Genomic DNA, 23,606 nt, shown 5'->3' with positions numbered 1-23,606 from the left:
CAGACGTTACCAGGACTGGGTTGCTTTGAAGGAATCGAGGATGCCTTTCAGCTTGCCTTCGATTTCGTCGTTATAGCCACCGGACTGGTTAATCTCTTGCATCAGCGGAGCGTGATCACGGTCGACGTAAGCCAGCAGAGCGGCTTCGAAGCTACCGATTTTCGCCAGTTCTACATCAGCCAGGTAACCACGTTCTGCTGCGAACAGAACCAGAGACTGCTGCGCAACGGACATCGGCGCATACTGTTTCTGTTTCAGCAGTTCGGTCACTTTCTGACCGTGGTCCAGCTGTTTGCGGGTTGCATCGTCAAGGTCGGATGCAAACTGGGAGAACGCTGCCAGTTCACGATACTGCGCCAGTGCGGTACGGATACCACCGGACAGTTTCTTCATGATCTTGGTCTGCGCTGCACCACCAACACGGGATACGGAGATACCCGGGTTAACCGCAGGACGAATACCGGCGTTAAACAGGTTGGTTTCCAGGAAGATCTGACCATCGGTAATGGAGATTACGTTGGTCGGAACGAATGCGGAAACGTCGCCCGCCTGCGTTTCGATAATCGGCAGCGCAGTCAGAGAACCGGTTTTCCCTTTCACTTCACCTTTGGTGAAAGCTTCAACGTATTCGGCGTTAACACGCGCAGCACGCTCCAGCAGACGAGAGTGGAGGTAGAATACGTCGCCCGGGAAGGCTTCACGTCCTGGCGGACGACGGAGCAGCAGGGAGATCTGACGATAAGCAACAGCCTGTTTAGACAGGTCATCGTAAATGATCAGCGCATCTTCGCCGCGGTCGCGGAAGTATTCGCCCATTGCGCAACCAGCGTATGGCGCCAGGTATTGCAGTGCAGCAGATTCGGATGCAGTCGCTACCACCACGATGGTGTTAGCCAGCGCGCCGTGCTCTTCCAGTTTACGCACCACGTTAGAGATGGTGGACGCTTTCTGGCCGATAGCAACATAGACGCACTTGATACCGGAATCACGCTGGTTGATGATGGCATCGATAGCCAGCGCAGTTTTACCGGTCTGACGGTCGCCGATGATCAGTTCACGCTGACCACGACCGATTGGGATCATGGCGTCAACGGATTTATAACCGGTCTGTACCGGCTGATCGACGGACTGACGTTCGATTACGCCCGGTGCGATCGCTTCTACGGCGGAGAAACCGTCGTTTTCCAGCGGACCTTTACCATCAATTGGCGCGCCCAGGGTGTTAACCACACGGCCCAGCAGGCCGCGGCCAACCGGAACTTCCAGGATACGGCCAGTACATTTAACCTTCATGCCTTCGGCGAGGTCAGCATACGGACCCATCACCACGGCACCAACGGAGTCGCGCTCCAGGTTCAATGCGATAGCGTAACGGTTACCCGGCAGGGAGATCATCTCACCCTGCATACATTCGGCAAGGCCGTGGATGCGGATAACACCGTCACTTACAGAAACAATAGTACCTTCGTTATGAGCTTCGCTCACAACATTGAACTGAGCAATGCGCTGCTTGATCAGTTCGCTGATTTCGGTGGAATTCAGTTGCATGCTCCAGTCCCCTTAAGACTGCAAGACGTCTGCAAGGCGATCAAGACGGCCGCGTACGCTACCATCAATGACCATATCACCCGCACGGATGATAATACCTGCCATAACAGACTTATCGATTTTGCAATTCAGCTTAACTTTGCGTGACAGACGTTTTTCCATCGCGCTGACGATCCTGGCAAGCTGTTCATCACTCAGTTGGTTGGCAGATATTACTTCTACCTCTGCGATGGCCTCACTGGCCGCGCGCAGGTGAATGAATTGCTCAAGAACGTCCGGGAGCACTTTCAGACGATTGTTTTCCGCCATCACCTTAATCAGGTTCTGGCCGTTTTCGTCGAGTTGCTCACCGCAGATAGCGATAAACGCTTCTGAGAGCGTTTCCGGCGCCAAAGCACCGGAGAGAAGCTCTGCCATTTGGTCGTTTTTGGTCACTTCGGCGGCAAACGCCAGCATATCCTGCCAGCGTTCAACACTGTTGTGTTCGACGGCAAAGTCAAAAGCTGCTTTGGCGTAGGGGCGAGCTACCGTTACAAATTCAGACATCAGCCCCTCCCTCCTTACAGTTCAGCGACAAGTTTATCCACGATGTCGCTGTTAGCAGCTTCATCCACGGAACGTTCGATGATCTTCTCGGCGCCAGCAACAGCCAGGATAGCGACCTGCTTACGCAGCTCCTCACGTGCACGTTTACGCTCAGCATCAATTTCAGCCTGCGCTTGTGCAACGATTTTGGTGCGTTCCTGTTCTGCTTCAGCTTTAGCTTCGTCCAGAATCTGAGAGCGACGCTTGTTCGCCTGCTCAATGATTACCTGGGCTTCCGCTTTCGCTTTTTTCAGCTGGTCGGTCGCGTTGGCCTGTGCAAGGTCCAAATCTTTCTTAGCGCGTTCTGCAGAAGCTAAACCGTCAGAAATCTCTTTCTGGCGTTTTTCGATGGCAGCCATTAAAGGCGGCCATACGTACTTCATGCAGAACCATACGAAGATAACAAACGCGATGGCCTGGCCGAGGATTGTTGCGTTCATGTTCACAGCACAATACCTCTTTAATTAACTCTGTGGCTTAGGTTTCTAACAACTTACTACGCGACGGCGAACATCACGTACAGACCCAGACCTACAGCGATCATCGGGATAGCATCCACCAGACCCATAACGATAAAGAACTGAGTACGCAGCAGAGGAATCAGATCCGGTTGACGCGCTGCGCCTTCCAGGAATTTACCTCCGAGGATGCCGATACCGATCGCAGCACCGATTGCCGCCAGACCCATCATCACAGCGGCAGCCATGTACAGCAGATCCATATTCAGGTTTTCCATGACAGTCTCCAGTTTGTTTCAGTTAAAACGTAGTAGTGTTGGTAAAAATCAATGCTCTTCGGACGCCATCGACAGATAGACAATCGTCAGAACCATGAAGATGAAGGCTTGCAGCGTAATAATCAGGATGTGGAAAATGGCCCAAGGCACATTCAGGATCCACTGTGACCACCACGGCAACAGACCAGCAATCAGAATGAAAATCAGCTCACCGGCATACATGTTGCCGAACAGTCGCAGACCAAGAGAAACCGGTTTGGACAGCAGGCTTACCCCTTCAAGGATTAAGTTGACAGGAATGAACGCCCAGTGATTGAACGGCTGCATGGTCAGTTCTTTAACGAACCCACCTACGCCTTTCATTTTGATGCTGTAGAAAATGATCAGGATGAACACGCCAAGCGCCATCGACAGGGTGATGTTCACGTCGGCAGACGGAACCACGCGCAGTGCAGGCAGGCCGAGTATGTGCTCACCGATCCAAGGTAAGAAATCGATAGGCAAGAGGTCCATCAGGTTCATCAGGAAGACCCAGACGAACACGGTCAGCGCCAGTGGCGCGATAACCTTGCTCTTGCCATGGTACATGTCTTTGACGCTGCCATGGACGAAGCCGATGATCATTTCGATGAAGGTTTGGAATTTCCCTGGTACGCCGCTGGTCGCTTTCTTAGCAACGCTACGGAACATGGCAAGGAACAGCAGACCGAGAACCACCGAGAAAAACATGGAGTCAATGTTGAGCGTCCAGAAGGTGGCTGTGTGGTTGTGCGGATCCACCAGCGAGAATGTACGTAGGTCCAGCTGAAGGTTGTTCAGATGGTGTCCTATGTAATCCTGCGGCGTCATATTTTCTGAAGCCATGATGCCTTTACCCTTTGTTGTTAATTACAGCTGGCGCCAGAACTTGTACCACCAGCACCAAAACCCACGTCACGATCAGCGGCATAAATACCACTTTTAAAACAGCCAGCGCCATCGCCAGAAGGGCGAAGGTCAGCAACACCTTGAAGGCTTCACCGAAGGCGAAGGTCCAGGCCACACGGCCTTTTGCTGGTGTATGCGCCTGATGACGCCAGGCAAAAATCATAAACATCAGGTTTGGCAAAACCACTGCCAAACCGCCGCATACTGCGGAAATGCCCCAGAAGGGGTCTTTGAGGCTGAACAGCAGTCCACTTGCTATTACTGCCAGTAACTGAATAAACAGAAGCTTGCGAGCAACGTTTCGACTCAAGAGCGACACTGACATCACGTTTTTACTCCTGCTCCCTTTGAGGTATGTCGCGTGTCGTATAAAACGTCCTTTAAGACGAAGAGTCAAGCATCAAAAAGCGGACAAATTATACGGTGACGCCCCGTGAATTCAAACAATAAGTAGCAAAATAGTGAATAAATGTTTAATTATTTTCCAACGGACAACTTTCCGTGCATTTCAGCGTTCTGTGAGCGGTCATACAAAACTGCAAATAGTGAGTAAACACGGCAATTAAAGCGTGCATTAGATCACATAATAAACATTTCACGTGCCCTTTAATGAATCAAGGACATAAAACACTATTTTTCATGCTTTTGATATTCAAGATAAAAAGTGAGGACATTATCTAAAACAACCCCACATACAATAAAAACCTTTTATTGACATTTATAATAAAAATTTAACATCACTATGCTGTTTATCCGTGTCGATTTTTAGCACCCTGATATTTTCAAAGTTGACTATTTTGTCAGTGAATCACTTACGCTAAGTTAACTGCAAGAAAAGCCATAGTAAAAACATGGTTAAATGCAGCCCGATAACATCGGAAGGTGACCTTTATTTTTGTAACATCCGCAGGCCACATTTTTTCCACATTTTTTGATAAAAACTAACGCGATTTTGGCGTGATCACCACCAGGTGCCGCTCCCCTTCCAGCTGAGGAACATGCAGCTCAATCACCTCGGCAATGGCATACCCTTCCGGCAGATTTTCCATTTCTTCTTTTTGCGCTAACCCTTTGAGCGCATAGAAGTGACCGTTCGCCGCCGGCAGATGATGGCACCAGCTCACCATATCATTGAGCGACGCGAAGGCGCGACTGATGACCCCATCAAACGGCGGTTCGGCAGGGAAGGCTTCCACGCGACTTTGCACCGGAGTAATGTTCTCCAGATTCAGTTCATGCTGCACCTGACGCAGGAAGCGCACGCGCTTGCCAAGACTGTCCAGCAGGGTGAAATGCGACTCCGGACGCACGATGGCCAGTGGAATGCCAGGGAGCCCCGGTCCGGTCCCGACATCGATAAAGCGCGAACCCTGCAGATAAGGCGCCACGATGATGCTGTCGAGGATATGACGCACCAGCATCTCATTCGGATCGCGAACGGAAGTCAGATTATAGGCTTTGTTCCACTTATCGAGCAGCCCGACGTAGGCCACCAGCTGGTTTTTCTGGTGATCGGTGAGCGAAATACCCGCTTCATCCAGCAGACGAGAAAGTTTGTTGAGCACGGTCAGTACCTTCAAAAAATAATGAGCCCGGAGGCGCTAACGCTTACCGGGCTATGAATGATAAAGGCGAACGCTGATTATGCAACTGCGAAATCAGCGCTGGCAGGTGGCCGCAATCAGGCGCTGCGGCGCAGCATCCCCTGCTTTTTCAGCCAGACCAGCAAAATAGAGATCGCCGCCGGCGTGATCCCGGAAATACGTGACGCCTGCCCTATCGACGACGGCTTATGGTCGTTCAGTTTGGCGATCACTTCGTTAGACAGCCCGGTGACCTGGCGGTAATCGAGCGTCGCCGGCAGCACGGTATTCTCGTTACGCTGCTGTTTCTCGATCTCATCCTGCTGGCGCGCGATATAACCCTCATACTTCACCTGGATCTCTACCTGCTCGGCCGCTTGTTGATCCTGCAGGCCTGGCGCGAACGGCGACAGCTGTACCAGCTGTTCGTAGGTCATTTCTGGACGACGCAGCAGATCTTCACCACTCGCTTCACGTGACAACGGCGCGGTCAAGTGAGCGTTCACTTCGGCAGCGCTCTCTGCCTGCGGGTTCACCCAGGTCGATTTCAGACGCTGGCGTTCACGTTCAATGCTTTCCAGCTTCTCGTTGTACCGCGCCCAGCGTTCATCGTCCACCAGACCCAGTTCGCGCCCCTGTTCGGTCAGGCGCAGGTCGGCGTTATCTTCGCGCAGCATCAGACGATATTCGGCACGGGAGGTAAACATGCGGTACGGTTCTTTGGTACCCAGGGTGCACAGGTCATCCACCAGCACGCCGAGATAAGCCTGATCGCGACGTGGCGCCCAGCCCTCTTTTTCCGCAGAGAAGCGGGCGGCGTTAAGACCGGCCAGCAGACCCTGAGCAGCGGCTTCTTCATAACCGGTGGTACCGTTGATCTGTCCGGCAAAGAACAGACCCTGAATGAATTTGCTCTCGAGTGTTGGCTTCAGATCGCGTGGGTCGAAGAAATCGTACTCAATGGCGTAGCCAGGACGGACGATCCGCGCGTTCTCCATCCCCTGCATTGAGCGGACGATTTGCATTTGCACATCAAACGGCAGGCTGGTGGAGATACCGTTCGGATAAATTTCGTTTGAGGTCAGGCCTTCCGGTTCAAGGAAGATCTGATGCTGATTGCGATCGGCAAAGCGCATGACTTTGTCTTCGATCGACGGGCAATAGCGTGGCCCGATCCCTTCGATCACTCCGGCGTACATTGGGCTGCGATCGAGGTTATTGCGGATCACGTCATGGGTTTTCTCGTTGGTATGGGTGATATAGCACGGCACCTGGCGCGGATGCTGATCCGCGGATCCCATGAACGAGAAGACCGGCATTGGGTTATCGCCGTGCTGTTGCGCCAGCACGCTGAAATCGATGGTGCGGGCGTCAATACGTGGCGGGGTACCTGTTTTCAGACGACTTACACGCAGCGGCAGCTCACGCAGACGACGAGACAGCGGGATTGACGGCGGATCGCCGGCACGGCCGCCGCTGTAGTTGTCCAGACCAATATGAATTTTGCCATCGAGGAAGGTCCCGACGGTCAACACCACCGCTTTAGCGCGGAATTTGAGGCCCATCTGAGTGACGGCACCCACGACGCGATCGTTTTCCACAATCAGATCTTCCACCGCCTGCTGGAAGATCATCAGGTTCGGCTGGTTCTCCAGCGCGGTGCGTACCGCCTGACGATACAGCACGCGGTCTGCCTGGGCACGAGTGGCACGTACCGCGGGCCCTTTGCTGGCGTTTAGTATCCTAAACTGAATACCCGCCTGATCGATTGCGGTTGCCATCAACCCGCCAAGTGCGTCCACTTCTTTTACCAGGTGTCCTTTCCCAATGCCGCCAATCGCCGGGTTGCAGCTCATCTGCCCCAGCGTGTCGATATTGTGTGTCAAAAGCAGGGTTTGTTGGCCCATTCGCGCTGCGGCCATCGCGGCCTCAGTGCCTGCATGACCCCCGCCAATGATAATGACGTCAAAAGGATCCTGATAAAACATGGTGATCTGCCTCGCATAACGCGGTTTGAAAATGGATTGAAGCCCGGGCCGTGGATTCTACTCGGCTTTGCTCTTTTGAGAAAGACTCCGGGATCCTGAGTATTAAAAAGAAGATCTTTATATAGAGATCTGTTCTATTGTGATCTCTTATTAGGATCGACTCTCTTTGTGGATAAGTCGGATCCGCGAAGTAAGATCAAATGCTTAAGAAGGATCACTATCTGTGAATGATCGGTGATCCTGGTCCGTATAAGCTGGGATCAAAATGAAGGGTTATACACAGCACAAAAACCATACGACGGTTATTCTTTGGATAACTACCGGTTGATCCAAGCTTTTAAGCATGGTTATCCACAGAAGATCCGACGATCTTTACAATTCTCAGAGCAAATTTTTCCAGGATCCCAGCCAGATTTCCGCTGGATCCTCCGGAATTTCATGTTCCAGTACGTTAATTTTCAGCGTTTCGCCGATCTGTTTTGCGCCGCTGGCCTTCAATGCTGCTTCTAATTTATCGATCGCGCCGCAGAAGGTGTCGTATTCGCGGCTGCCGATCCCGATGGCGCCAAAGCGCACGGCGGAAAGATCGGCCTTCTGCTCCAGCAATGCGTCATAGAAGGGAACCAGGTTGTCGGGAATGTCGCCGGCGCCATGCGTTGAAGAGATAACTAACCAGATCCCTTCCGCCTGCAGATCGTCAACCAGCGGACCGTGCTGGATTTCAGTGCTGTAGCCGGCTTCTTCCAGCTTTTCCGCCAGATGCTCTGCTACATATTCCGCACTGCCCAGGGTGCTGCCGCTGATAAGTGTAATGTCTGCCATGATCGCCGATCGCCCGCTCAACTGTTCAGAGTGGCGTATTGTACGCTGTGAGCGAGCTGGGATCTACCTGTGGAAAAATGTGGGATTAAAAAAAGCGATCAGGGCTTGATGGTACGCATGATCGGGTTCTGCAGCACGATCAGCGTCTCGGTGGACTGAATTTCATCAATTGTTTGGATCTTGTTGATAAGTACCTGCTGCAGGGCATCGATGGATTTACACATCACCTTAATAAAGATGCTGTAGTGGCCGGTGGTGTAATAAGCCTCGGTGACCTCCTCCAGGCTTTCCAGGCGAGCAAGGGCGGAAGGGTAGTCCTTGGCGCTCTTGAGAATAATGCCGATAAAGCAGCCGACATCATAGCCCAGTTGCTTGGGGCTAACGTCAATGCGCGCGCCGGTAATGATGCCCGCCTGCTTCATCTTCTCAACACGTACGTGGATGGTGCCTGGGCTGACGCTGAACTGTTTGGCCAGTTCGGCGTAGGCGGTACGAGCGTTGGCCATCAGCGCATCGAGAATGCCGCGGTCCAGATTGTCGATCTGATAATTTTCCATATCTTTTTCTTATGAAGTTTGAGGGTTCTTGCTATTTTAGCGCCATATTTTGATGAATTAAAAGTCGATGCGGCTTTTTATTGATTGATTATTGTATTGCGGCCCTGTTTTGTTGCTTAATCAATGGCAACAGGACGCAGGAGTTATAAAAATGAAAACCGCATATATCGCAAAACAACGCCAGATCAGTTTCGTTAAATCCCACTTTTCCCGTCAGCTGGAAGAGAAGCTTGGCCTGATTGAAGTCCAGGCGCCAATCTTAAGCCGCGTGGGCGATGGGACGCAGGATAACTTGTCCGGCTGCGAGAAAGCGGTTCAGGTAAAAGTGAAAACACTGCCCGACGCCCAGTTCGAAGTGGTTCATTCGCTGGCGAAGTGGAAGCGTCAAACCCTGGGACAACACGACTTCAGCGCGGGCGAAGGGCTTTACACGCACATGAAGGCCCTTCGCCCCGATGAAGACCGTCTGACGCCTATCCATTCCGTCTATGTCGACCAGTGGGACTGGGAGCGCGTGATGGGCGATGAAGAGCGTCACGTCGGCACTCTGAAGGCAACCGTCGAGGCGATCTACGCCGGGATCAAAGCTACCGAGCTGGCGGTCAGCCAGGAATTTGGCCTGAAGCCGTTTCTGCCGGAACAGATCCATTTTGTTCACAGCCAGGAGCTGCTGAGCCGCTATCCCGATCTTGATGCCAAAGGCCGTGAGCGAGCCATTGCCAAAGAGTTGGGGGCCGTCTTCTTAATTGGTATCGGCGGCAAACTGTCTGACGGTAAGCGCCACGACGTGCGTGCGCCGGATTACGATGACTGGATCACAGAGGTTTCTGAAGGCTTTGCCGGTCTGAACGGCGATATCCTGGTGTGGAACCCGGTGCTGGAAGATGCTTTCGAGATCTCCTCAATGGGGATCCGCGTTGACGCCGAAGCGCTGAAGCGCCAGCTGGCCGTGACCGGCGATGAAGATCGCCTACAGCTTGAATGGCACCAGGCGCTGCTGCGCGGCGAGATGCCGCAGACTATCGGCGGCGGCATTGGCCAGTCTCGTCTGACGATGCTGCTGCTGCAGCTTGACCATATCGGCCAGGTACAGTGCGGCGTATGGCCGGCCCAGGTTCGCGAAAGCGTTTCCGCGCTGCTGTAATGAATTAGCGCCGCCAGCGTCGCAGCAGGCGGCTACGCAGCCCGGTATCAAAGCGCCAGATATGATCGAAGATGCGCATGATGCCGGGTTTGCCGTGTACCGACATCGCCACCGCGTGAAAACGGTGCTGGTGCTTACGCTGTAACTCCCCCACCTGAGCAATCACCTCATCCGGCAACCGCTGGGCGATAAAGTCAGAGATCACGACGGCATCCGCATCCACCCACTGCGGGTTTTGCAGACGTTCAATAATGGCGCGAAAACAGCTGGCCAGATCGGTACCGCCGCGAAAGCGCTGGCTTAAAAAGCGGATCGCCTGCTCCAGCCCGCGCTCGCTGGTCAGTTCGTAATGCACCACTTCGCTGGAGAACAGCATAATAAAGCAGCGACGGTTATCGGCCAGCGCGACGCGCATCAGGGCCAGACAAAAGGCCTTAGCGCACTGCTCGTTAAAACCGCCCATCGACCCTGACGTATCGACGCAGACAATAAAGGGCCCGCGCGGCTGTTCATCAAAATCCTGCCGTGTTACCGGGCGTTCGGTGATTTTCTCACGCCAGGCGTCGCCATGCAGCCGGTAGGTGAGCAGCTGCTTCTCCACCAGCTTGCGATAAAATTCAAACTCCAGCTCCGTGATGCCGAGCGTCGCCAGCTCCGGCGGCAGCAGCCGCAGAATGTCGTCACTCTGCTGAAGGCCGTCGACTTGCTCCGGTACTGTCGCCGGCTCGCGCACCAGGCTGCGAAAGGTTTCCATCGGGGCGTCTTTCTTCGGCACGGATTTCGCTTCCCGTGAACGCCCGAGTTGTTCCGCCAGCTGCAGCAGTTCCGGCTGCTGGTTGAGAAAATCGCCATAGCGCACGATCAGCTGATAGTCGCCGCGTTTGAGTTCGCCAGCGCTCATATCCCACAGACGCCCGGCGGCAGTGTCATTTTCCGCCAGTACCGGATCGAGCTGACCGCTGAGCGTCATTCGTTCCTGGACCTCACTGAGTAACTGGTCGCGTTCTTCATCCAGCAGTTGCTGGTTAAGGCTGGTGGCTTGCACCACCAGGCTCAGGCGCCAGCGCTGTAAAAACAGCGTATGCAGCGCCGGAGTAAAGGTGGCATTGTCATCCACCAGCTTCTGCGCCTGAGCGGCAAAAGGAGACTGTAGCTGGTGTAGTTTGCCGAGGATCTGCGGGAGCTGGACGATAAACTGCGAGGTAGAGAGCAGCTGAGCCTGCTGATAGGTTTGCACTTCGGCGTCCAGATCCGGCGGGACGTTAACTTCTTTCAAACGGGCGCGAACGGCTTCACGCCAGCGTGGAATATCCGCCGCGATGATGTTTTTCAGGCGGGGAAATTTCTCAAAGAACACCGCCAGCTGAGGAGAGGCCAGCAGCGCCAGCAGCATCTCCTCGATCATTCCCTCTTCGCTGACTGCCAGCATGACATTCAGCATATCGAGCGTCATGGCTGCTTCGCCTGTTTAATCTGCGCGCCGACGTCCTGCAGGCTGGCTTCGATTCTTCCCAGCCACTCGACCGGGATAAACAGACACTTTTGCTGCTCGCTGAAGCGGTTGTGTTGCTGGTGCCACTCATCATCGAGCGCCTCCAGCTGTTGGCGAATTTCTGCCGGCATGTTCTCCTGCGATGCGCTACCGGGCAGCGCGAGGCGTGAGCCCTGCAGGCTGACGTCGCGGACGACCAGGTGCTGGCTGGTGTCGACATCCATATTGAGCAGTTGGGCAAAGCCGATCCCGTTGAGCTTACCGCGGATCTCACCGCCTTTTTCCAGCCAGCTGGCTAACGCCTCGCGTTCAAAAGTAATGTGGATCACTTCCATATCGTGAAGTTTGAGCGGCTGCTGCAGCAGCAGCGTCAGGGTGGCCCCCTGGATCTCCGCCGGCAGTTCATAGTGCGGTTTGCGGCTAAACATCCCGCCAAGGCGGGTGACCTTCAGCGCCGTTTTGTCGCTTTGCTGCTGTTGGATCTGAATGCGTCGCTGGACAATGGCCCCCAGCCGCGTCAGCATCGCCTGCTGTTGCCAGGCGTGGCAGGTCATTAGCGTTTCCAGCTGCTGCGACATCAGGTTCATGCTCTCGACGTTGTGCCACAGACAATCTTTCAGCAGGATCAGATCTATCGGCGCGATGCTGTCGCGCCCGCTGAAGAAAGCGCTGGCCTGCAGCAGGCGAATGGCCTTTTTCCAACGGCGATCCGAGACGTACGGCGCATTTGGTAGAGCATCCAGCTGCTGGCGGAGCTGGAATATCAGCTCAAACACCGCGTCTGGCAGTTTGATATTGCCGATCTGCTGCTGCCATTGGGTAAACTCTTCGTCGCTAACCTGCAGCGCGCTGGGCACTGGATTGATGTTTTCATCCTGCTGGCTGACCAGCATTGAACGGAAATTACCTTTATCCTGCACTTTATCAAGCCACAGACGGATCAGCATTCGGTCATACAGCGCTTCCAGACTGCTGTCGGCTTCGGGGAGTTCGTTCGACGCGGCCACCAGCAGGCGCATCGGGATTTTCTCTTCGTGCGCGCCATTGCGGAAGTGACGTTCGTTAATCGCCGTCAGCAGGGTGTTGAGGATGGCCGGACCCGCTTTCCATATTTCATCGAGAAACACGATTTCTGCTTCCGGCAGGTAGCCGGCGGTTAAACGTTCGTAACGGCCTTCATCTTTCAGCGCCTGAATGGACAGTGGCCCAAAAACCTCTTCCGGGGTGGAGAAGCGGGTCATCAGGTATTCAAAAGCGCGCGCCTGCTGGAAGGCGAACTTGAGGCGGCGGGCAATCAGGCTTTTGGCGATCCCCGGTGGGCCGAGCAAAAAAACGCTCTCGCCGCTGAGCGCCGCCAGCAGGCAAAGGCGTATCGCGTGGCTGCGTTCAAAGAGTCCTTTTTCGAGTGCCGCGCTGAGCCGGGAAATTCTTTCAGCCAGTAAATGTGTTTGAGCCATAATTGAGTTGCGTGCTTTGTCATGTATCGTTATTGGGTCGAGTATAGATGTTAGAGCAGGGGCGGTAATAGCCTGAAGAATCGATTTATTTTTTTTGAGCCAGGTTAATATGGTGTCTGTTAGGGGTACGATTTCGCAAATAATCGTGCATACTGTGCGCTTTTTGTGGGCCAAGGGACTAGGCACACATTTGTTTTATAAACGAAAAGACTAGTCTATGAGCACTGATAATAAACAATCGTTGCCGGCATTAACGTTGGCGGCCATCGGCGTGGTGTACGGCGATATCGGTACCAGTCCACTGTATACCTTGCGCGAATGCCTGTCAGGTCAGTTCGGCTTTGGCGTTGAGCGCGATGCCGTGTTTGGCTTTTTGTCGCTGATTTTCTGGCTGTTAATCTTTACCGTATCGATTAAATACATCACCTTCGTAATGCGGGCGGATAACGCCGGGGAAGGGGGGATCTTAACGCTGATGTCGCTGGCCGGACGTAATACCTCGGCCCGAATGACCTCCGTACTGGTGATCCTCGGCCTGATCGGCGGTAGCTTCTTCTATGGCGAAGTGGTGATTACGCCGGCTATTTCCGTTATGTCGGCGATAGAGGGGTTAGAAATTATCGCCCCGCAGCTTGATACCTGGATTGTCCCTATCTCCATTATCGTGCTGACCCTGCTGTTTGTGATCCAGAAGCACGGGACCGGAATGGTCGGCAAGCTGTTTGCGCCGATTATGCTGATTTGGTTCCTGTTGCTGGCAGTGCTTGGCGCGCGCAGCATCCTCGATAACCCGGAAGTTCTGCAGGCGCTAAACCCCTACTGGGCGGTGCACTTTTTCCTGCAGTACAAAACGGTTTCCTTTATTGCGCTCGGTGCGGTGGTGCTGTCTATTACCGGGGTGGAAGCGCTGTACGCCGATATGGGGCACTTTGGCAAACTGCCGATCCGCGTGGCCTGGTTCTCCGTCGTGCTGCCCTCGCTGGTGCTGAACTACTTTGGCCAGGGCGCGCTGCTGCTGAAGCACCCGGAAGCGATTAAAAACCCGTTCTTCCTGCTGGCGCCGGAGTGGGCGCTGATCCCGATGCTGATTATCGCCACGCTGGCGACGGTTATCGCCTCGCAGGCAGTGATCTCCGGGGTCTTCTCCCTGACCCGTCAGGCAGTGCGTCTGGGCTATCTGTCGCCGATGCGCATTATCCACACCTCGGAAATGGAGTCCGGGCAGATTTACATCCCGTTCATTAACTGGCTGCTGTACGTTTCTGTGGTCATCGTCATTGTCAGCTTTGAGCATTCGTCTAATCTGGCGGCGGCGTACGGTATCGCGGTAACGGGCACCATGGTGCTGACCTCCATTCTGTCGGCAACGGTGGCGCGCAAAAACTGGCACTGGAATAAGCTGTTTGTCGGCCTGATGCTGGTGGCCTTCCTGTGTATCGATATTCCGCTGTTCTCGGCGAACCTCGATAAGATTGTCTCCGGTGGCTGGCTACCGTTGTCTCTGGGGCTGGTGATGTTTACGGTGATGACCACCTGGAAGAGCGAGCGTTTCCGCCTGCTGCGCCGGATGCACGAGCACGGTAACTCGCTGGAAGCGATGATCTCTTCGCTGGAGAAGTCACCGCCGGTGCGTGTGCCGGGTACCGCGGTGTATATGTCCCGCGCCCTGAACGTGATCCCGTTTGCCCTGCTGCATAACCTGAAGCACAACAAGGTGCTGCATGAGCGAGTGATCCTCCTGACCTTGCGCACCGAAGACGCGCCTTACGTGCATAACGTTCGCCGGGTGCAGATCGAGCAGCTGTCGCCGTCGTTCTGGCGGGTGGTGGCCAGCTACGGCTGGCGGGAAACGCCAAACGTTGAAGAAGTATTCCATCGCTGTGGCCTGGAAGGACTCAGCTGCCGGATGATGGAGACCTCGTTCTTTATGTCGCATGAGTCGCTGATTATCGGCAAACGACCGTGGTATCTGCGTCTGCGCGGCAAGCTTTATCTGCTGCTGCAGCGTAACGCCCTGCGCGCGCCGGATCAGTTTGAAATCCCGCCAAACCGGGTTATCGAGCTCGGTACCCAGGTCGAAATATGATGTAAAAAAAGCCCTTCCATTGTGAAGGGCTTTTTGTTTCTCACTCCGGCTGTAACGTCCTGTCTATGCTTCGCGAAACGTTTCGATGGCGATCACATTTCTCTTCTCTGATGATGGTTTTCTGCTCACACATTGATAATAATTATTTTAGCGAAACGTTTCGCTAGTGGAGCAAAAGAGAAAAAATGAAAAAAGGCACCGTACTTAACGCTGATATTTCCGCGGTCATCTCCCGCCTGGGCCACACCGATACGCTGGTGGTCTGCGATGCCGGATTACCGGTTCCCCGCAGCAGCACGCGCATTGATATGGCGCTGACGCAGGGCGTACCTTCATTTATGCAGGTGCTGGAAGTGGTGACGACGGAAATGCAGGTTGAAGCGGCTGTTATCGCGGAAGAGATTAAAACCCATAATCCGCAGCTCCACGCGACGTTGCTCACTCACCTTGAGCAGCTGCAGCAGCACCAGGGAAATACCATTGAAATTCGTTACACCAGCCATGAGCAGTTCAAAAAACAAACCGCAGACAGTCAGGCGGTAATTCGCAGCGGGGAGTGTTCCCCGTTTGCGAATATCATTCTCTGTGCCGGCGTCACGTTCTGAGGTCGCCGTCATGGAAGCCTTATTGCAACTGAAAGGGATCGATAAAGCGTTCCCTGGCGTCAAGGCGCTCTCCGGCGCGGCGCTGAATGTCTATGCCGGTCGGGTAATGGCGCTGGTAGGAGAGAATGGCGCTGGCAAGTCCACTATGATGAAGGTGCTGACCGGGATCTACACCCGTGATGCCGGCTCTTTGCTGTGGTTAGGCAAAGAGACGACCTTTAACGGCCCAAAATCCTCCCAGGAAGCCGGGATCGGCATCATCCACCAGGAACTGAACCTGATCCCGCAATTAACGATTGCCGAGAACATCTTCCTTGGCCGCGAGTTCGTTAACCGCTTCGGCAAAATCGACTGGAAGCAGATGTATACCGAAGCCGACAAGCTGCTGGCAAAGCTGAATCTCCGCTTTAACAGCCAGAAGCTGGTGGGCGATCTGTCGATTGGCGATCAGCAAATGGTGGAGATCGCCAAAGTGCTGAGCTTCGAGTCAAAGGTCATCATTATGGATGAACCGACCGATGCGCTGACCGATACCGAAACTGAATCGCTGTTCCGCGTCATCCGCGAACTGAAGTCACAGGGGCGCGGCATTGTCTATATCTCCCACCGTATGAAAGAGATCTTCGAGATTTGCGACGACGTCACCGTCTTTCGCGACGGGCAGTTTATCGCCGAGCGCGAAGTGGCTTCTCTGGATGAAGACCGTCTGATCGAGATGATGGTTGGCCGCAAGCTGGAGGAACAGTACCCGCATCTTGATAAAACGCCGGGCGCGGTACGCTTGAAAGTCGACAATCTCTGCGGCCCGGGCGTGGAAAATGTGACCTTTACCCTGCGCCAGGGAGAAATCCTGGGTGTTGCCGGGCTGATGGGCGCCGGACGGACCGAACTGATGAAAGTGCTGTACGGCGCGCTGCCACGCAGCAGCGGCTCCGTGACGCTGGATGGCCATGAAGTGGTGACTCGTTCGCCGCAGGACGGTCTGGCGAACGGCATTGTCTATATCTCCGAAGATCGTAAGCGCGATGGCCTGGTTCTCGGGATGTCGGTAAAAGAAAACATGTCCCTGACTGCGTTGCGCTACTTCAGCCGGGCGGGTGGCAGCCTCAAACATAAAGATGAACAGCAGGCGGTCAGTGATTTCATTCGGCTGTTTAACGTTAAAACGCCGTCCATGGAGCAGGCAATCGGCCTGCTTTCTGGCGGCAACCAGCAAAAGGTCGCCATTGCCCGCGGGCTGATGACCCGGCCGAAGGTGCTGATCCTTGATGAACCAACCCGCGGCGTCGACGTCGGGGCGAAGAAAGAGATCTACCAGCTCATCAATCAGTTCAAAGCCGATGGCCTGAGCATCATTCTGGTCTCCTCTGAGATGCCGGAGGTGTTAGGCATGAGCGATCGCATCATTGTGATGCATGAAGGGCATCTCGGCGGTGAATTCACACGCGAGCAGGCCACCCAGGAAGTATTGATGGCTGCCGCTGTGGGCAAGCTTAACCGTGTGAATCAGGAGTAAGAAAGATGACAACCCAGGCTGTTACTGGTCGCCGTTATTTCACGAAAGCGTGGCTGATGGAGCAAAAATCGCTGATTGCCCTGCTGGTGCTGATCGCGGTGGTATCGACCATGAGCCCCAACTTTTTTACCGTCAATAACCTGTTCAATATCCTGCAACAGACCTCCGTTAACGCCATCATGGCGGTAGGGATGACGCTGGTCATACTGACCTCGGGGATCGACCTGTCCGTCGGCTCCCTGTTGGCGCTCACCGGTGCGGTGGCGGCGTCGATTGTTGGCATTGAGGTTAATGCGCTGGTGGCGGTCGCTGCCGCCCTCGCATTAGGTGCCGCGATCGGCGCAGTCACCGGGGTGATTGTGGCGAAAGGCCGCGTGCAGGCCTTCATCGCCACCCTGGTGATGATGCTGCTGCTGCGCGGTGTGACCATGGTGTATACCAACGGCAGCCCGATCAATACCGGCTTTAGCGATAACGCCGATCTGTTCGGCTGGTTTGGCATCGGGCGTCCGCTGGGGATCCCGACGCCGGTATGGATCATGGCGATTGTCTTCCTGGCGGCCTGGTACATGCTGCACCATACTCGCCTGGGCCGTTATATTTACGCACTGGGCGGTAATGAAGCGGCGACGCGTTTGTCCGGGATTAGCGTCAATAAAGTCAAAATTATCGTCTACGCCTTGTGCGGGATGTTGGCGTCGCTGGCTGGGATCATCGAAGTGGCGCGTCTCTCCTCCGCGCAGCCGACGGCGGGGACGGGCTATGAGCTGGACGCCATTGCGGCGGTGGTGCTCGGCGGCACTAGCCTGGCGGGCGGTAAAGGACGCATTGTCGGCACGCTGATTGGCGCGCTGATCCTTGGCTTCCTGAATAATGGTCTGAATCTTTTAGGCGTTTCTTCCTATTACCAGATGATCGTTAAAGCGGTGGTGATTTTGCTGGCGGTACTGGTAGATAACAAAAAGCAGTAACTGAGAACTCTACAGGACATCTTAACTATGAATATGAAAAAACTGGCGACCCTGGTCTCTGCTGTTGCGCTAAGTGCGACCGTCAGCGCGAACGCGATGGCCAAAGACACCATCGCTCTGGTTATCTCTACCCTGAATAACCCGTTCTTCGTGTCGCTGAAAGACGGCGCGCAAAAAGAAGCTGACAAGCTGGGCTACAACCTGGTGGTGCTGGATTCCCAGAACAACCCGGCGAAAGAGCTGGCAAACGTCCAGGATTTGACGGTGCGCGGCGCCAAGCTGCTGCTGATCAACCCCACCGACTCTGATGCCGTCGGCAACGCCGTGAAGATGGCAAACCAGGCGAAAATCCCGGTCATCACCCTTGACCGTCAGGCCACAAAAGGCGATGTCGTGAGCCACATTGCGTCCGACAACGTGCAGGGCGGAAAAATGGCTGGCGATTACATCGCGAAAAAAGTGGGTGAAAGTGCGAAAGTCATTGAGCTGCAGGGCATTGCCGGGACTTCTGCGGCGCGCGAGCGTGGCGAAGGCTTTAAACAAGCCGTGGCGGCGCACAAGTTCAACGTCCTGGCCAGTCAGCCGGCCGATTTCGACCGTACCAAAGGGCTGAACGTGATGCAGAACCTGCTGACCGCACACCCTGACGTGCAGGCGGTGTTCGCGCAAAATGATGAAATGGCGCTCGGCGCTCTGCGTGCGCTGCAGACTGCAGGCAAATCCGATGTGATGGTGGTTGGATTTGACGGCACTCCGGATGGCGAAAAAGCAGTAAACAGTGGCAAACTGGCGGCGACCGTCGCACAGTTGCCGGAGCAGATCGGCGCGAAAGGCGTTGAGACGGCTGATAAGGTACTGAAGGGCGAAAAAGTGGAAGCTAACTACCCGGTTGAGCTGAAACTGGTCGTTAAGCAGTAATATGCGATTCGGACTGGCAACGGTCCGAGGGACAATATAAAAAAAGAAAAGCAGGGCATGCGCCACCGGATCCCGGTGGCGCGCTTTCCCGGGAACAGAAATGATGAAAACTGCAGGCAAACTTGTCGTCCTTGGCAGTATCAATGCCGATCACATTCTTAACCTTGACACTTTCCCGACGCCGGGTGAGACCGTCACCGGCAACCACTATCAGGTGGCGTTCGGTGGTAAAGGGGCTAACCAGGCGGTGGCCGCCGGGCGCAGCGGAGCGGATATCGCGTTTATCGCCTGCACCGGCGATGACGATATCGGTGAACGCATCCGTCGTCAGCTGGCGAGCGACAAAATCGACGTGGCGCCCGTGCGCGCGGTCGCCGGGGAAGCGACCGGCGTGGCGTTAATCTTCGTGAACGCCGAAGGTGAGAATGTCATCGGTATTCATGCCGGCGCCAATGCGGCGCTTTCCGTCTCCCAGGTTGAGGCCGAAAAAGAACGTATCGCCAGCGCACAGGCACTGTTAATGCAGCTGGAGACGCCGCTGGAGAGCGTGCTGGCGGCGGCGAGAATCGCTCATCACCATCAGACTACCGTGGTGCTGAACCCCGCGCCAGCGCGTGAGCTCTCAGATGAATTGCTGGCGCTGGTGGATATCATTACCCCCAACGAAACCGAAGCGGAAAAGCTGACCGGTATTCGCGTTGAGAGCGACGAGGATGCGGCAAAAGCCGCCGACGTGCTGCATGCCAAAGGCATTGGTACGGTGATGATCACCCTCGGCAGCCGCGGCGTCTGGCTCAGTGCCGAAGGCGAAAGTCGTCGGATCCCGGGCTTTCGCGTGCAGGCCATTGATACTATCGCGGCCGGTGATACCTTTAACGGCGCGCTGGTAACCGCGTTGCTGGAAGGGACTTCCCTGCCAGAAGCGATCCGCTTTGCGCATGCCGCGGCGGCGATCGCCGTGACCCGCAAAGGCGCACAGCCGTCCGTGCCGTGGCGCACAGAGATTGATGAATTTTTAGCGCAACAGGGGTAATGCTTGGCTACGATGAAAGATGTGGCCCGCATCGCGGGCGTTTCCACATCGACGGTGTCACACGTCATCAATAAGGACCGTTTTGTCAGCGAGGCGATTACCGCCAAAGTAGACGCTGCGATCAAAAGCCTCAACTACGCGCCCTCTGCGCTGGCGCGTAGCCTCAAGCTTAATCAAACCCGCACCATCGGTATGCTCATCACCGCCAGTACCAATCCGTTTTATTCGGAGCTGGTGAGGGGCGTGGAGCGCAGCTGTTTTGAGCGGGGTTATAGCCTCGTACTCTGTAATACGGAAGGTGATGAGCAGCGAATGAATCGTAATCTGGAGACGCTAATGCAAAAACGCGTCGATGGACTACTGCTGCTGTGCACGGAGACCCATCAGCCTTCTCCGGAAATTATGCAGCGCTATCCGTCGGTACCGACGGTCATGATGGACTGGGCCCCCTTTGATGGCGATAGCGATCTGATTCAGGATAACTCGCTGCTTGGCGGCGATATGGCAACTCAGTATCTGATTGACCAGGGGTATTCGCGCATTGCCTGTATTGCCGGCCCGCTGGATAAAACCCCGGCGCGTCTGCGCCTTGAAGGTTACCATGCTGCGATGGCGCGCTGCGGCCTGCCGGTTGCCGATGGATACGTGGTGACCAGTGATTTTGAGTTTGGCGGCGGGTTTAGCGCGATGCAGCAGCTGCTGGCTTTGCCGCAGCGGCCGCAGGCGGTATTTGTCGGCAACGATGCCATGGCGGTTGGCGCTTATCAGGCCTTGTACCAGGCCGGTTTGCAGATCCCGCAGGACATGGCGCTGGTGGGCTACGATGATATTGAGCTGGCACGCTATATGACGCCGCCGTTGACCACCATTCACCAGCCAAAAGATGAGCTGGGAGAACTGGCCATCGATGTGCTGATCCATCGAATGGCCGATCCGCAGCAAAAACAGCAGCGCGTTCAGTTAACGCCGGAGCTGGTGGTTCGTGGCTCCGCTTAGCGTTTGTGCCGCTCGCTAATCAGATTACGGCCATCTTTCGCTCTTAACAGCATAAACATCAGCGCCGACACGATGGTGATCACGCCCATGGTGATAAAGGTGTAGTGAAACTGCTGTACCGTGCTGGCATTGTCAAAACCTTCATAGAAGCGCAGCACCGCAGCGCTGATGGCCACCCCGAGACTGATTGAAAGCTGCTGGGTCACCGCCAGCAGGCTGTTACCGCTGCTGGCATTGTCATCCGTCAGGTCGGCCAGCGTAATGGTATTCATCGAGGTGAACTGCGTGGACATCGCCATCCCCAGCACAAACAGTGGCAGAAGAAGCATCCACAGCGGCATCTCTGGCGACTGCAGCGAGAACTGGGCAATCATGAGGCCAATAAATACCGTGATCCCCACCAGGGTCTTACGATAGCCAAACCAGCGCAGCACCTGGGTAACGGTAGATTTCGCAATAATGGAGCCGATAGCGGTGGGGGCAATCATACAGCCGGCGATAATGGCCGGATAGCCGAAGCCAACCTGCAGCATCAGCGGCATCAGAAACGGCACACAGCCGGTACCTAAACGCGTGGCAAGGTTGCCAGCAATGCCGACTGAGAAAGTATGCGTCTTAAATAAAGAGAGCGAGATAAGCGGCGCAGGATGGCGGCGCGCGTGCCGAACATAGGCCACGAGCAGTAACAGACTGACGGCAATCACGGCCAGCGCCAGCCATGTCGCCACGATTTTTTCTCCAAACAGTTCAATACCGCTGGAAAACAGTACCAGGCTTAAGCCAAATAACAGAAAACCGGTTATATCGAAGCGCCTGCGCGGCGTCGTGAAATTTGGCATGTATTTGCGGGCATAGAGAATACCGATGATGCCGATGGGAATGTTTATCAGGAAAATCCAATGCCAGCTGGCCCAGGTGACAAACACCCCACCGAGCACCGGGCCCAGAATCGGTCCCACCAGACCCGGCATGGTCACAAAGTTGAGTACCGGAAGCAGCTCGCTGCGGGGATAGGCGCGCAGCAGTGCTAGCCTCGCCACCGGCATCATCATCGCCCCGCCGATCCCCTGAATCACCCGAAAAATGACCAGCTCCATTAATGAACTGGAAAGGGCGCAGGCAAGTGAGCCGAGGGTGAAGAGGCTAACGGCGATAATAAAGACCCGGCGCGTGCCGAAGCGATCGGCCAGCCAGCCGCTGACTGGGATCAGCATCGCCACCGTCAGCGTATAGCTGATAATGGCAGACTGCATTGCTAAGGGAGAACGATTAAGACTGTGGGCGATAGCCGGGAGGGCGGTGTTGAGAATGGTGGCATCCAGCGCCTGCATAAAGAAGGCCATCGCCGCGATCCACGGCAGGCCGGCCATGCTGCGCCCTTTTTTTCTGCTCATGCCAATTCCTTGTTATTGATTTACGTGGTGAGGGGCGTTCAACAACGCCTGACAGGCGAGCAAGGCACCTGGCGCATCACTGTTGAGAATGGCATCGACAATCGCCTGGTGGAGATCGAGCTTCACCACTTCATTTTGCGTAATCGACGTGAAGTAGGTGTGGTAGACCGAATGAAATAAAGAAGCGAATGAGCTGAGGAAAGGATTACCGCTCATTTCATAGATGTGTTCATGCCAGGCCATATCGACATCTATCCAGCGATCGCGCTGAAAATGACGTTTCAAGGCAATCATCTCTTCCATTAAGGTATTGAGCTGCGCTTTTTGCTCTGCGGTGCCGTTAGCGGCAGCGAGAAAACAGGCTTGTGGCTCCAGGCTGCTGCGCATGACGAGAAAGTGGCTCACCACTTCTTCGAAGTTATCTTCTGTTAGCCACCAGGACAGCAGTTCCTTATCCAGGAAGTTCCAGCTGCTGCGCGGCATCACCCGGGTGCCAATGCGAGGTCGAGGTAGCAACATGCCTTTTGCCGTAAGCGTCTTCACCGCTTCACGGACGGCGGTACGGCTTACGCCGAACTGCTCCCCCAACTCCATCTCGCCGGGAAGAATGCTTTCCGGCTGATATTCGCCAGTCAGTATTTTTTGGGCGAGCTTCTCGGCCAGTACCCAGGAGATGTTCTTTTGTGCCGCCAGTTGCTGTGCGCTTAAAGACATAAATGCCGTTCCTTTCTTTTCTTTACTCTAACAGTATGCCACCAGGCGCCCCGTTTCGTCGGTTAAAACAGCAAAACGGCGGTTTTTTGCGACATTCCTCGCCGCTTTGTTGAAAAAAGAGACGGTTGAAAAGTTTTTTTGAATTTCCCCTTGTCACCTCAGAATTACTCCCTATAATGCGCCTCCACTGACACGGAACAACGGCAAGCAAGCCGCCGGGTCAGCGGGGTTCCGGTGAGAACTTCGCGGAGAAAAGCAAAAATAAATGCTTGACTCTGCAGCGGGAAAGCGTAATATGCACACCCCGCGCCGCAGCGAAAAACGAAGCGGCACTGCTCTTTAACAATTTATCAGACAATCTGTGTGGGCACTCAAAGTGACATGGATTCTTAATGTCTTCGGACAATAAATGAATACCAAGTCTCTGAGTGAACATACGTAATTCATTACGAAGTTTAATTCACGAGCATCAAACTTAAATTGAAGAGTTTGATCATGGCTCAGATTGAACGCTGGCGGCAGGCCTAACACATG

General features: G+C 54.7%; 22 protein-coding genes. 8 read left to right on the top strand and 14 right to left on the bottom strand.

Translation table 11 applies throughout. The annotated features are described in order from the left end of the window. Positions 1-6: 6 nt before the first annotated feature. The 10 genes from atpA to asnC all read right to left on the bottom strand — a co-directional run bounded on the left by atpA (position 7) and on the right by asnC (position 8,746). A complete protein-coding gene (gene atpA / locus CWM53_RS29505; RefSeq protein WP_012543303.1) occupies positions 7-1,548 on the bottom strand; it encodes a F0F1 ATP synthase subunit alpha in 1,542 nt (513 codons plus the stop codon). A gap of 12 nt (positions 1,549-1,560) precedes the next feature. Next, a complete protein-coding gene (gene atpH / locus CWM53_RS29500; protein ID WP_004202307.1) occupies positions 1,561-2,094 on the bottom strand; it encodes a F0F1 ATP synthase subunit delta in 534 nt (177 codons plus the stop codon). A gap of 14 nt (positions 2,095-2,108) precedes the next feature. Then, on the bottom strand, positions 2,109-2,579 hold the full coding sequence (gene atpF, locus CWM53_RS29495; protein ID WP_004107293.1) for a F0F1 ATP synthase subunit B: 471 nt from the start codon (positions 2,577-2,579) through the stop codon (positions 2,109-2,111). A gap of 50 nt (positions 2,580-2,629) precedes the next feature. Further along, a complete protein-coding gene (atpE, locus tag CWM53_RS29490; protein ID WP_000429386.1) occupies positions 2,630-2,869 on the bottom strand; it encodes a F0F1 ATP synthase subunit C in 240 nt (79 codons plus the stop codon). Positions 2,870-2,917: 48 nt separating this feature from the next. Beyond that, on the bottom strand, positions 2,918-3,733 hold the full coding sequence (atpB, locus tag CWM53_RS29485) for a F0F1 ATP synthase subunit A (protein WP_016162026.1): 816 nt from the start codon (positions 3,731-3,733) through the stop codon (positions 2,918-2,920). 7 nt (positions 3,734-3,740) lie between these two features. Further along, positions 3,741-4,121, bottom strand: a complete 381-nt coding sequence (gene atpI / locus CWM53_RS29480) for a F0F1 ATP synthase subunit I (RefSeq protein WP_008806719.1) — start codon at positions 4,119-4,121, stop codon at positions 3,741-3,743. 616 nt (positions 4,122-4,737) lie between these two features. Beyond that, positions 4,738-5,361 carry a 16S rRNA (guanine(527)-N(7))-methyltransferase RsmG gene (gene rsmG, locus CWM53_RS29475; RefSeq protein WP_050887797.1) on the bottom strand — a complete coding sequence of 208 codons (624 nt, stop codon included), beginning with the start codon at positions 5,359-5,361 and terminating at the stop codon, positions 4,738-4,740. A gap of 116 nt (positions 5,362-5,477) precedes the next feature. After that, on the bottom strand, positions 5,478-7,367 hold the full coding sequence (gene mnmG, locus CWM53_RS29470) for a tRNA uridine-5-carboxymethylaminomethyl(34) synthesis enzyme MnmG (protein WP_061156287.1): 1,890 nt from the start codon (positions 7,365-7,367) through the stop codon (positions 5,478-5,480). A 381-nt stretch (positions 7,368-7,748) separates the two neighbouring features. After that, positions 7,749-8,189 carry an FMN-binding protein MioC gene (gene mioC, locus CWM53_RS29465; RefSeq protein WP_008806716.1) on the bottom strand — a complete coding sequence of 147 codons (441 nt, stop codon included), beginning with the start codon at positions 8,187-8,189 and terminating at the stop codon, positions 7,749-7,751. A gap of 98 nt (positions 8,190-8,287) precedes the next feature. After that, entirely contained in the window at positions 8,288-8,746 is a 459-nt protein-coding gene (gene asnC, locus CWM53_RS29460) for a transcriptional regulator AsnC (protein WP_002882510.1), read from the bottom strand. A gap of 151 nt (positions 8,747-8,897) precedes the next feature. On the opposite strand from asnC, the gene asnA reads away from it, so the two are divergent. Then, positions 8,898-9,890, top strand: coding sequence for an aspartate--ammonia ligase (gene asnA, locus CWM53_RS29455; protein ID WP_100632160.1), 993 nt, complete (start codon positions 8,898-8,900; stop codon positions 9,888-9,890). A gap of 4 nt (positions 9,891-9,894) precedes the next feature. Here the strand turns inward: asnA and viaA are convergent, their stop codons facing one another. After that, positions 9,895-11,343 carry an ATPase RavA stimulator ViaA gene (gene viaA, locus CWM53_RS29450; RefSeq protein ID WP_008806714.1) on the bottom strand — a complete coding sequence of 483 codons (1,449 nt, stop codon included), beginning with the start codon at positions 11,341-11,343 and terminating at the stop codon, positions 9,895-9,897. Further along, a complete protein-coding gene (ravA, locus tag CWM53_RS29445) occupies positions 11,340-12,839 on the bottom strand; it encodes an ATPase RavA (protein ID WP_074385288.1) in 1,500 nt (499 codons plus the stop codon). The genes viaA and ravA overlap by 4 nt, the downstream gene beginning before the upstream one ends. Before the next feature lie 217 nt (positions 12,840-13,056). Here ravA and kup point away from each other — a divergent pair, with 217 nt between their 5' ends. The 7 genes from kup to rbsR all read left to right on the top strand — a co-directional run bounded on the left by kup (position 13,057) and on the right by rbsR (position 20,964). Then, a complete protein-coding gene (kup, locus tag CWM53_RS29440) occupies positions 13,057-14,925 on the top strand; it encodes a low affinity potassium transporter Kup (RefSeq protein ID WP_012543298.1) in 1,869 nt (622 codons plus the stop codon). Positions 14,926-15,110: 185 nt separating this feature from the next. Then, positions 15,111-15,530, top strand: a complete 420-nt coding sequence (gene rbsD / locus CWM53_RS29435; protein WP_002882527.1) for a D-ribose pyranase — start codon at positions 15,111-15,113, stop codon at positions 15,528-15,530. Between the two features lie 10 nt (positions 15,531-15,540). Further along, a complete protein-coding gene (gene rbsA, locus CWM53_RS29430) occupies positions 15,541-17,046 on the top strand; it encodes a ribose ABC transporter ATP-binding protein RbsA (RefSeq protein ID WP_100682099.1) in 1,506 nt (501 codons plus the stop codon). Between the two features lie 5 nt (positions 17,047-17,051). Further along, positions 17,052-18,017, top strand: a complete 966-nt coding sequence (gene rbsC / locus CWM53_RS29425; protein ID WP_008806709.1) for a ribose ABC transporter permease — start codon at positions 17,052-17,054, stop codon at positions 18,015-18,017. A 27-nt stretch (positions 18,018-18,044) separates the two neighbouring features. Next, positions 18,045-18,935 (top strand): ribose ABC transporter substrate-binding protein RbsB, encoded by an 891-nt coding sequence (gene rbsB, locus CWM53_RS29420; RefSeq protein WP_012969238.1) that lies wholly within the window; start codon positions 18,045-18,047, stop codon positions 18,933-18,935. A 100-nt stretch (positions 18,936-19,035) separates the two neighbouring features. Next, on the top strand, positions 19,036-19,968 hold the full coding sequence (gene rbsK, locus CWM53_RS29415) for a ribokinase (protein WP_162678220.1): 933 nt from the start codon (positions 19,036-19,038) through the stop codon (positions 19,966-19,968). Between the two features lie 3 nt (positions 19,969-19,971). Beyond that, on the top strand, positions 19,972-20,964 hold the full coding sequence (gene rbsR, locus CWM53_RS29410; RefSeq protein ID WP_074385287.1) for a ribose operon transcriptional repressor RbsR: 993 nt from the start codon (positions 19,972-19,974) through the stop codon (positions 20,962-20,964). Here the strand turns inward: rbsR and mdtD are convergent. After that, positions 20,961-22,358 carry a multidrug transporter subunit MdtD gene (gene mdtD, locus CWM53_RS29405; protein ID WP_074385286.1) on the bottom strand — a complete coding sequence of 466 codons (1,398 nt, stop codon included), beginning with the start codon at positions 22,356-22,358 and terminating at the stop codon, positions 20,961-20,963. The genes rbsR and mdtD overlap by 4 nt on opposite strands. Before the next feature lie 12 nt (positions 22,359-22,370). Next, on the bottom strand, positions 22,371-23,072 hold the full coding sequence (locus CWM53_RS29400; RefSeq protein ID WP_100682097.1) for a FadR/GntR family transcriptional regulator: 702 nt from the start codon (positions 23,070-23,072) through the stop codon (positions 22,371-22,373). Between the last annotated feature and the right edge of the window lie 534 nt (positions 23,073-23,606).

The sequence above is a fragment of the Klebsiella sp. A-Nf5 genome (assembly GCF_002810545.1).
Lineage (GTDB): Bacteria > Pseudomonadota > Gammaproteobacteria > Enterobacterales > Enterobacteriaceae > Klebsiella > Klebsiella variicola.
Note: the sequence above shows the minus strand (reverse complement) of the source record. Positions and strands in the feature narration are given on the sequence as shown.

Bases quoted from the DNA above. Each gene is read 5' to 3' on its own strand.
- CWM53_RS29400 (WP_100682097.1), bottom strand. From the start codon at position 23,072: ATGTCTTTAAGCGCACAGCAACTGGCGGCACAAAAGAACATCTCCTGG.
- rbsC (WP_008806709.1), top strand. From the start codon at position 17,052: ATGACAACCCAGGCTGTTACTGGTCGCCGTTATTTCACGAAAGCGTGG.
- atpI (WP_008806719.1), bottom strand. From the start codon at position 4,121: ATGTCAGTGTCGCTCTTGAGTCGAAACGTTGCTCGCAAGCTTCTGTTT.
- mioC (WP_008806716.1), bottom strand. From the start codon at position 8,189: ATGGCAGACATTACACTTATCAGCGGCAGCACCCTGGGCAGTGCGGAA.
- rbsA (WP_100682099.1), top strand. From the start codon at position 15,541: ATGGAAGCCTTATTGCAACTGAAAGGGATCGATAAAGCGTTCCCTGGC.
- ravA (WP_074385288.1), bottom strand. From the start codon at position 12,839: ATGGCTCAAACACATTTACTGGCTGAAAGAATTTCCCGGCTCAGCGCG.
- mnmG (WP_061156287.1), bottom strand. From the start codon at position 7,367: ATGTTTTATCAGGATCCTTTTGACGTCATTATCATTGGCGGGGGTCAT.
- mdtD (WP_074385286.1), bottom strand. From the start codon at position 22,358: ATGAGCAGAAAAAAAGGGCGCAGCATGGCCGGCCTGCCGTGGATCGCG.
- atpH (WP_004202307.1), bottom strand. From the start codon at position 2,094: ATGTCTGAATTTGTAACGGTAGCTCGCCCCTACGCCAAAGCAGCTTTT.
- atpB (WP_016162026.1), bottom strand. From the start codon at position 3,733: ATGGCTTCAGAAAATATGACGCCGCAGGATTACATAGGACACCATCTG.
- rbsB (WP_012969238.1), top strand. From the start codon at position 18,045: ATGAATATGAAAAAACTGGCGACCCTGGTCTCTGCTGTTGCGCTAAGT.
- asnA (WP_100632160.1), top strand. From the start codon at position 8,898: ATGAAAACCGCATATATCGCAAAACAACGCCAGATCAGTTTCGTTAAA.
- kup (WP_012543298.1), top strand. From the start codon at position 13,057: ATGAGCACTGATAATAAACAATCGTTGCCGGCATTAACGTTGGCGGCC.
- rbsK (WP_162678220.1), top strand. From the start codon at position 19,036: ATGATGAAAACTGCAGGCAAACTTGTCGTCCTTGGCAGTATCAATGCC.
- atpE (WP_000429386.1), bottom strand. From the start codon at position 2,869: ATGGAAAACCTGAATATGGATCTGCTGTACATGGCTGCCGCTGTGATG.
- atpA (WP_012543303.1), bottom strand. From the start codon at position 1,548: ATGCAACTGAATTCCACCGAAATCAGCGAACTGATCAAGCAGCGCATT.
- rbsD (WP_002882527.1), top strand. From the start codon at position 15,111: ATGAAAAAAGGCACCGTACTTAACGCTGATATTTCCGCGGTCATCTCC.
- asnC (WP_002882510.1), bottom strand. From the start codon at position 8,746: ATGGAAAATTATCAGATCGACAATCTGGACCGCGGCATTCTCGATGCG.
- viaA (WP_008806714.1), bottom strand. From the start codon at position 11,343: ATGACGCTCGATATGCTGAATGTCATGCTGGCAGTCAGCGAAGAGGGA.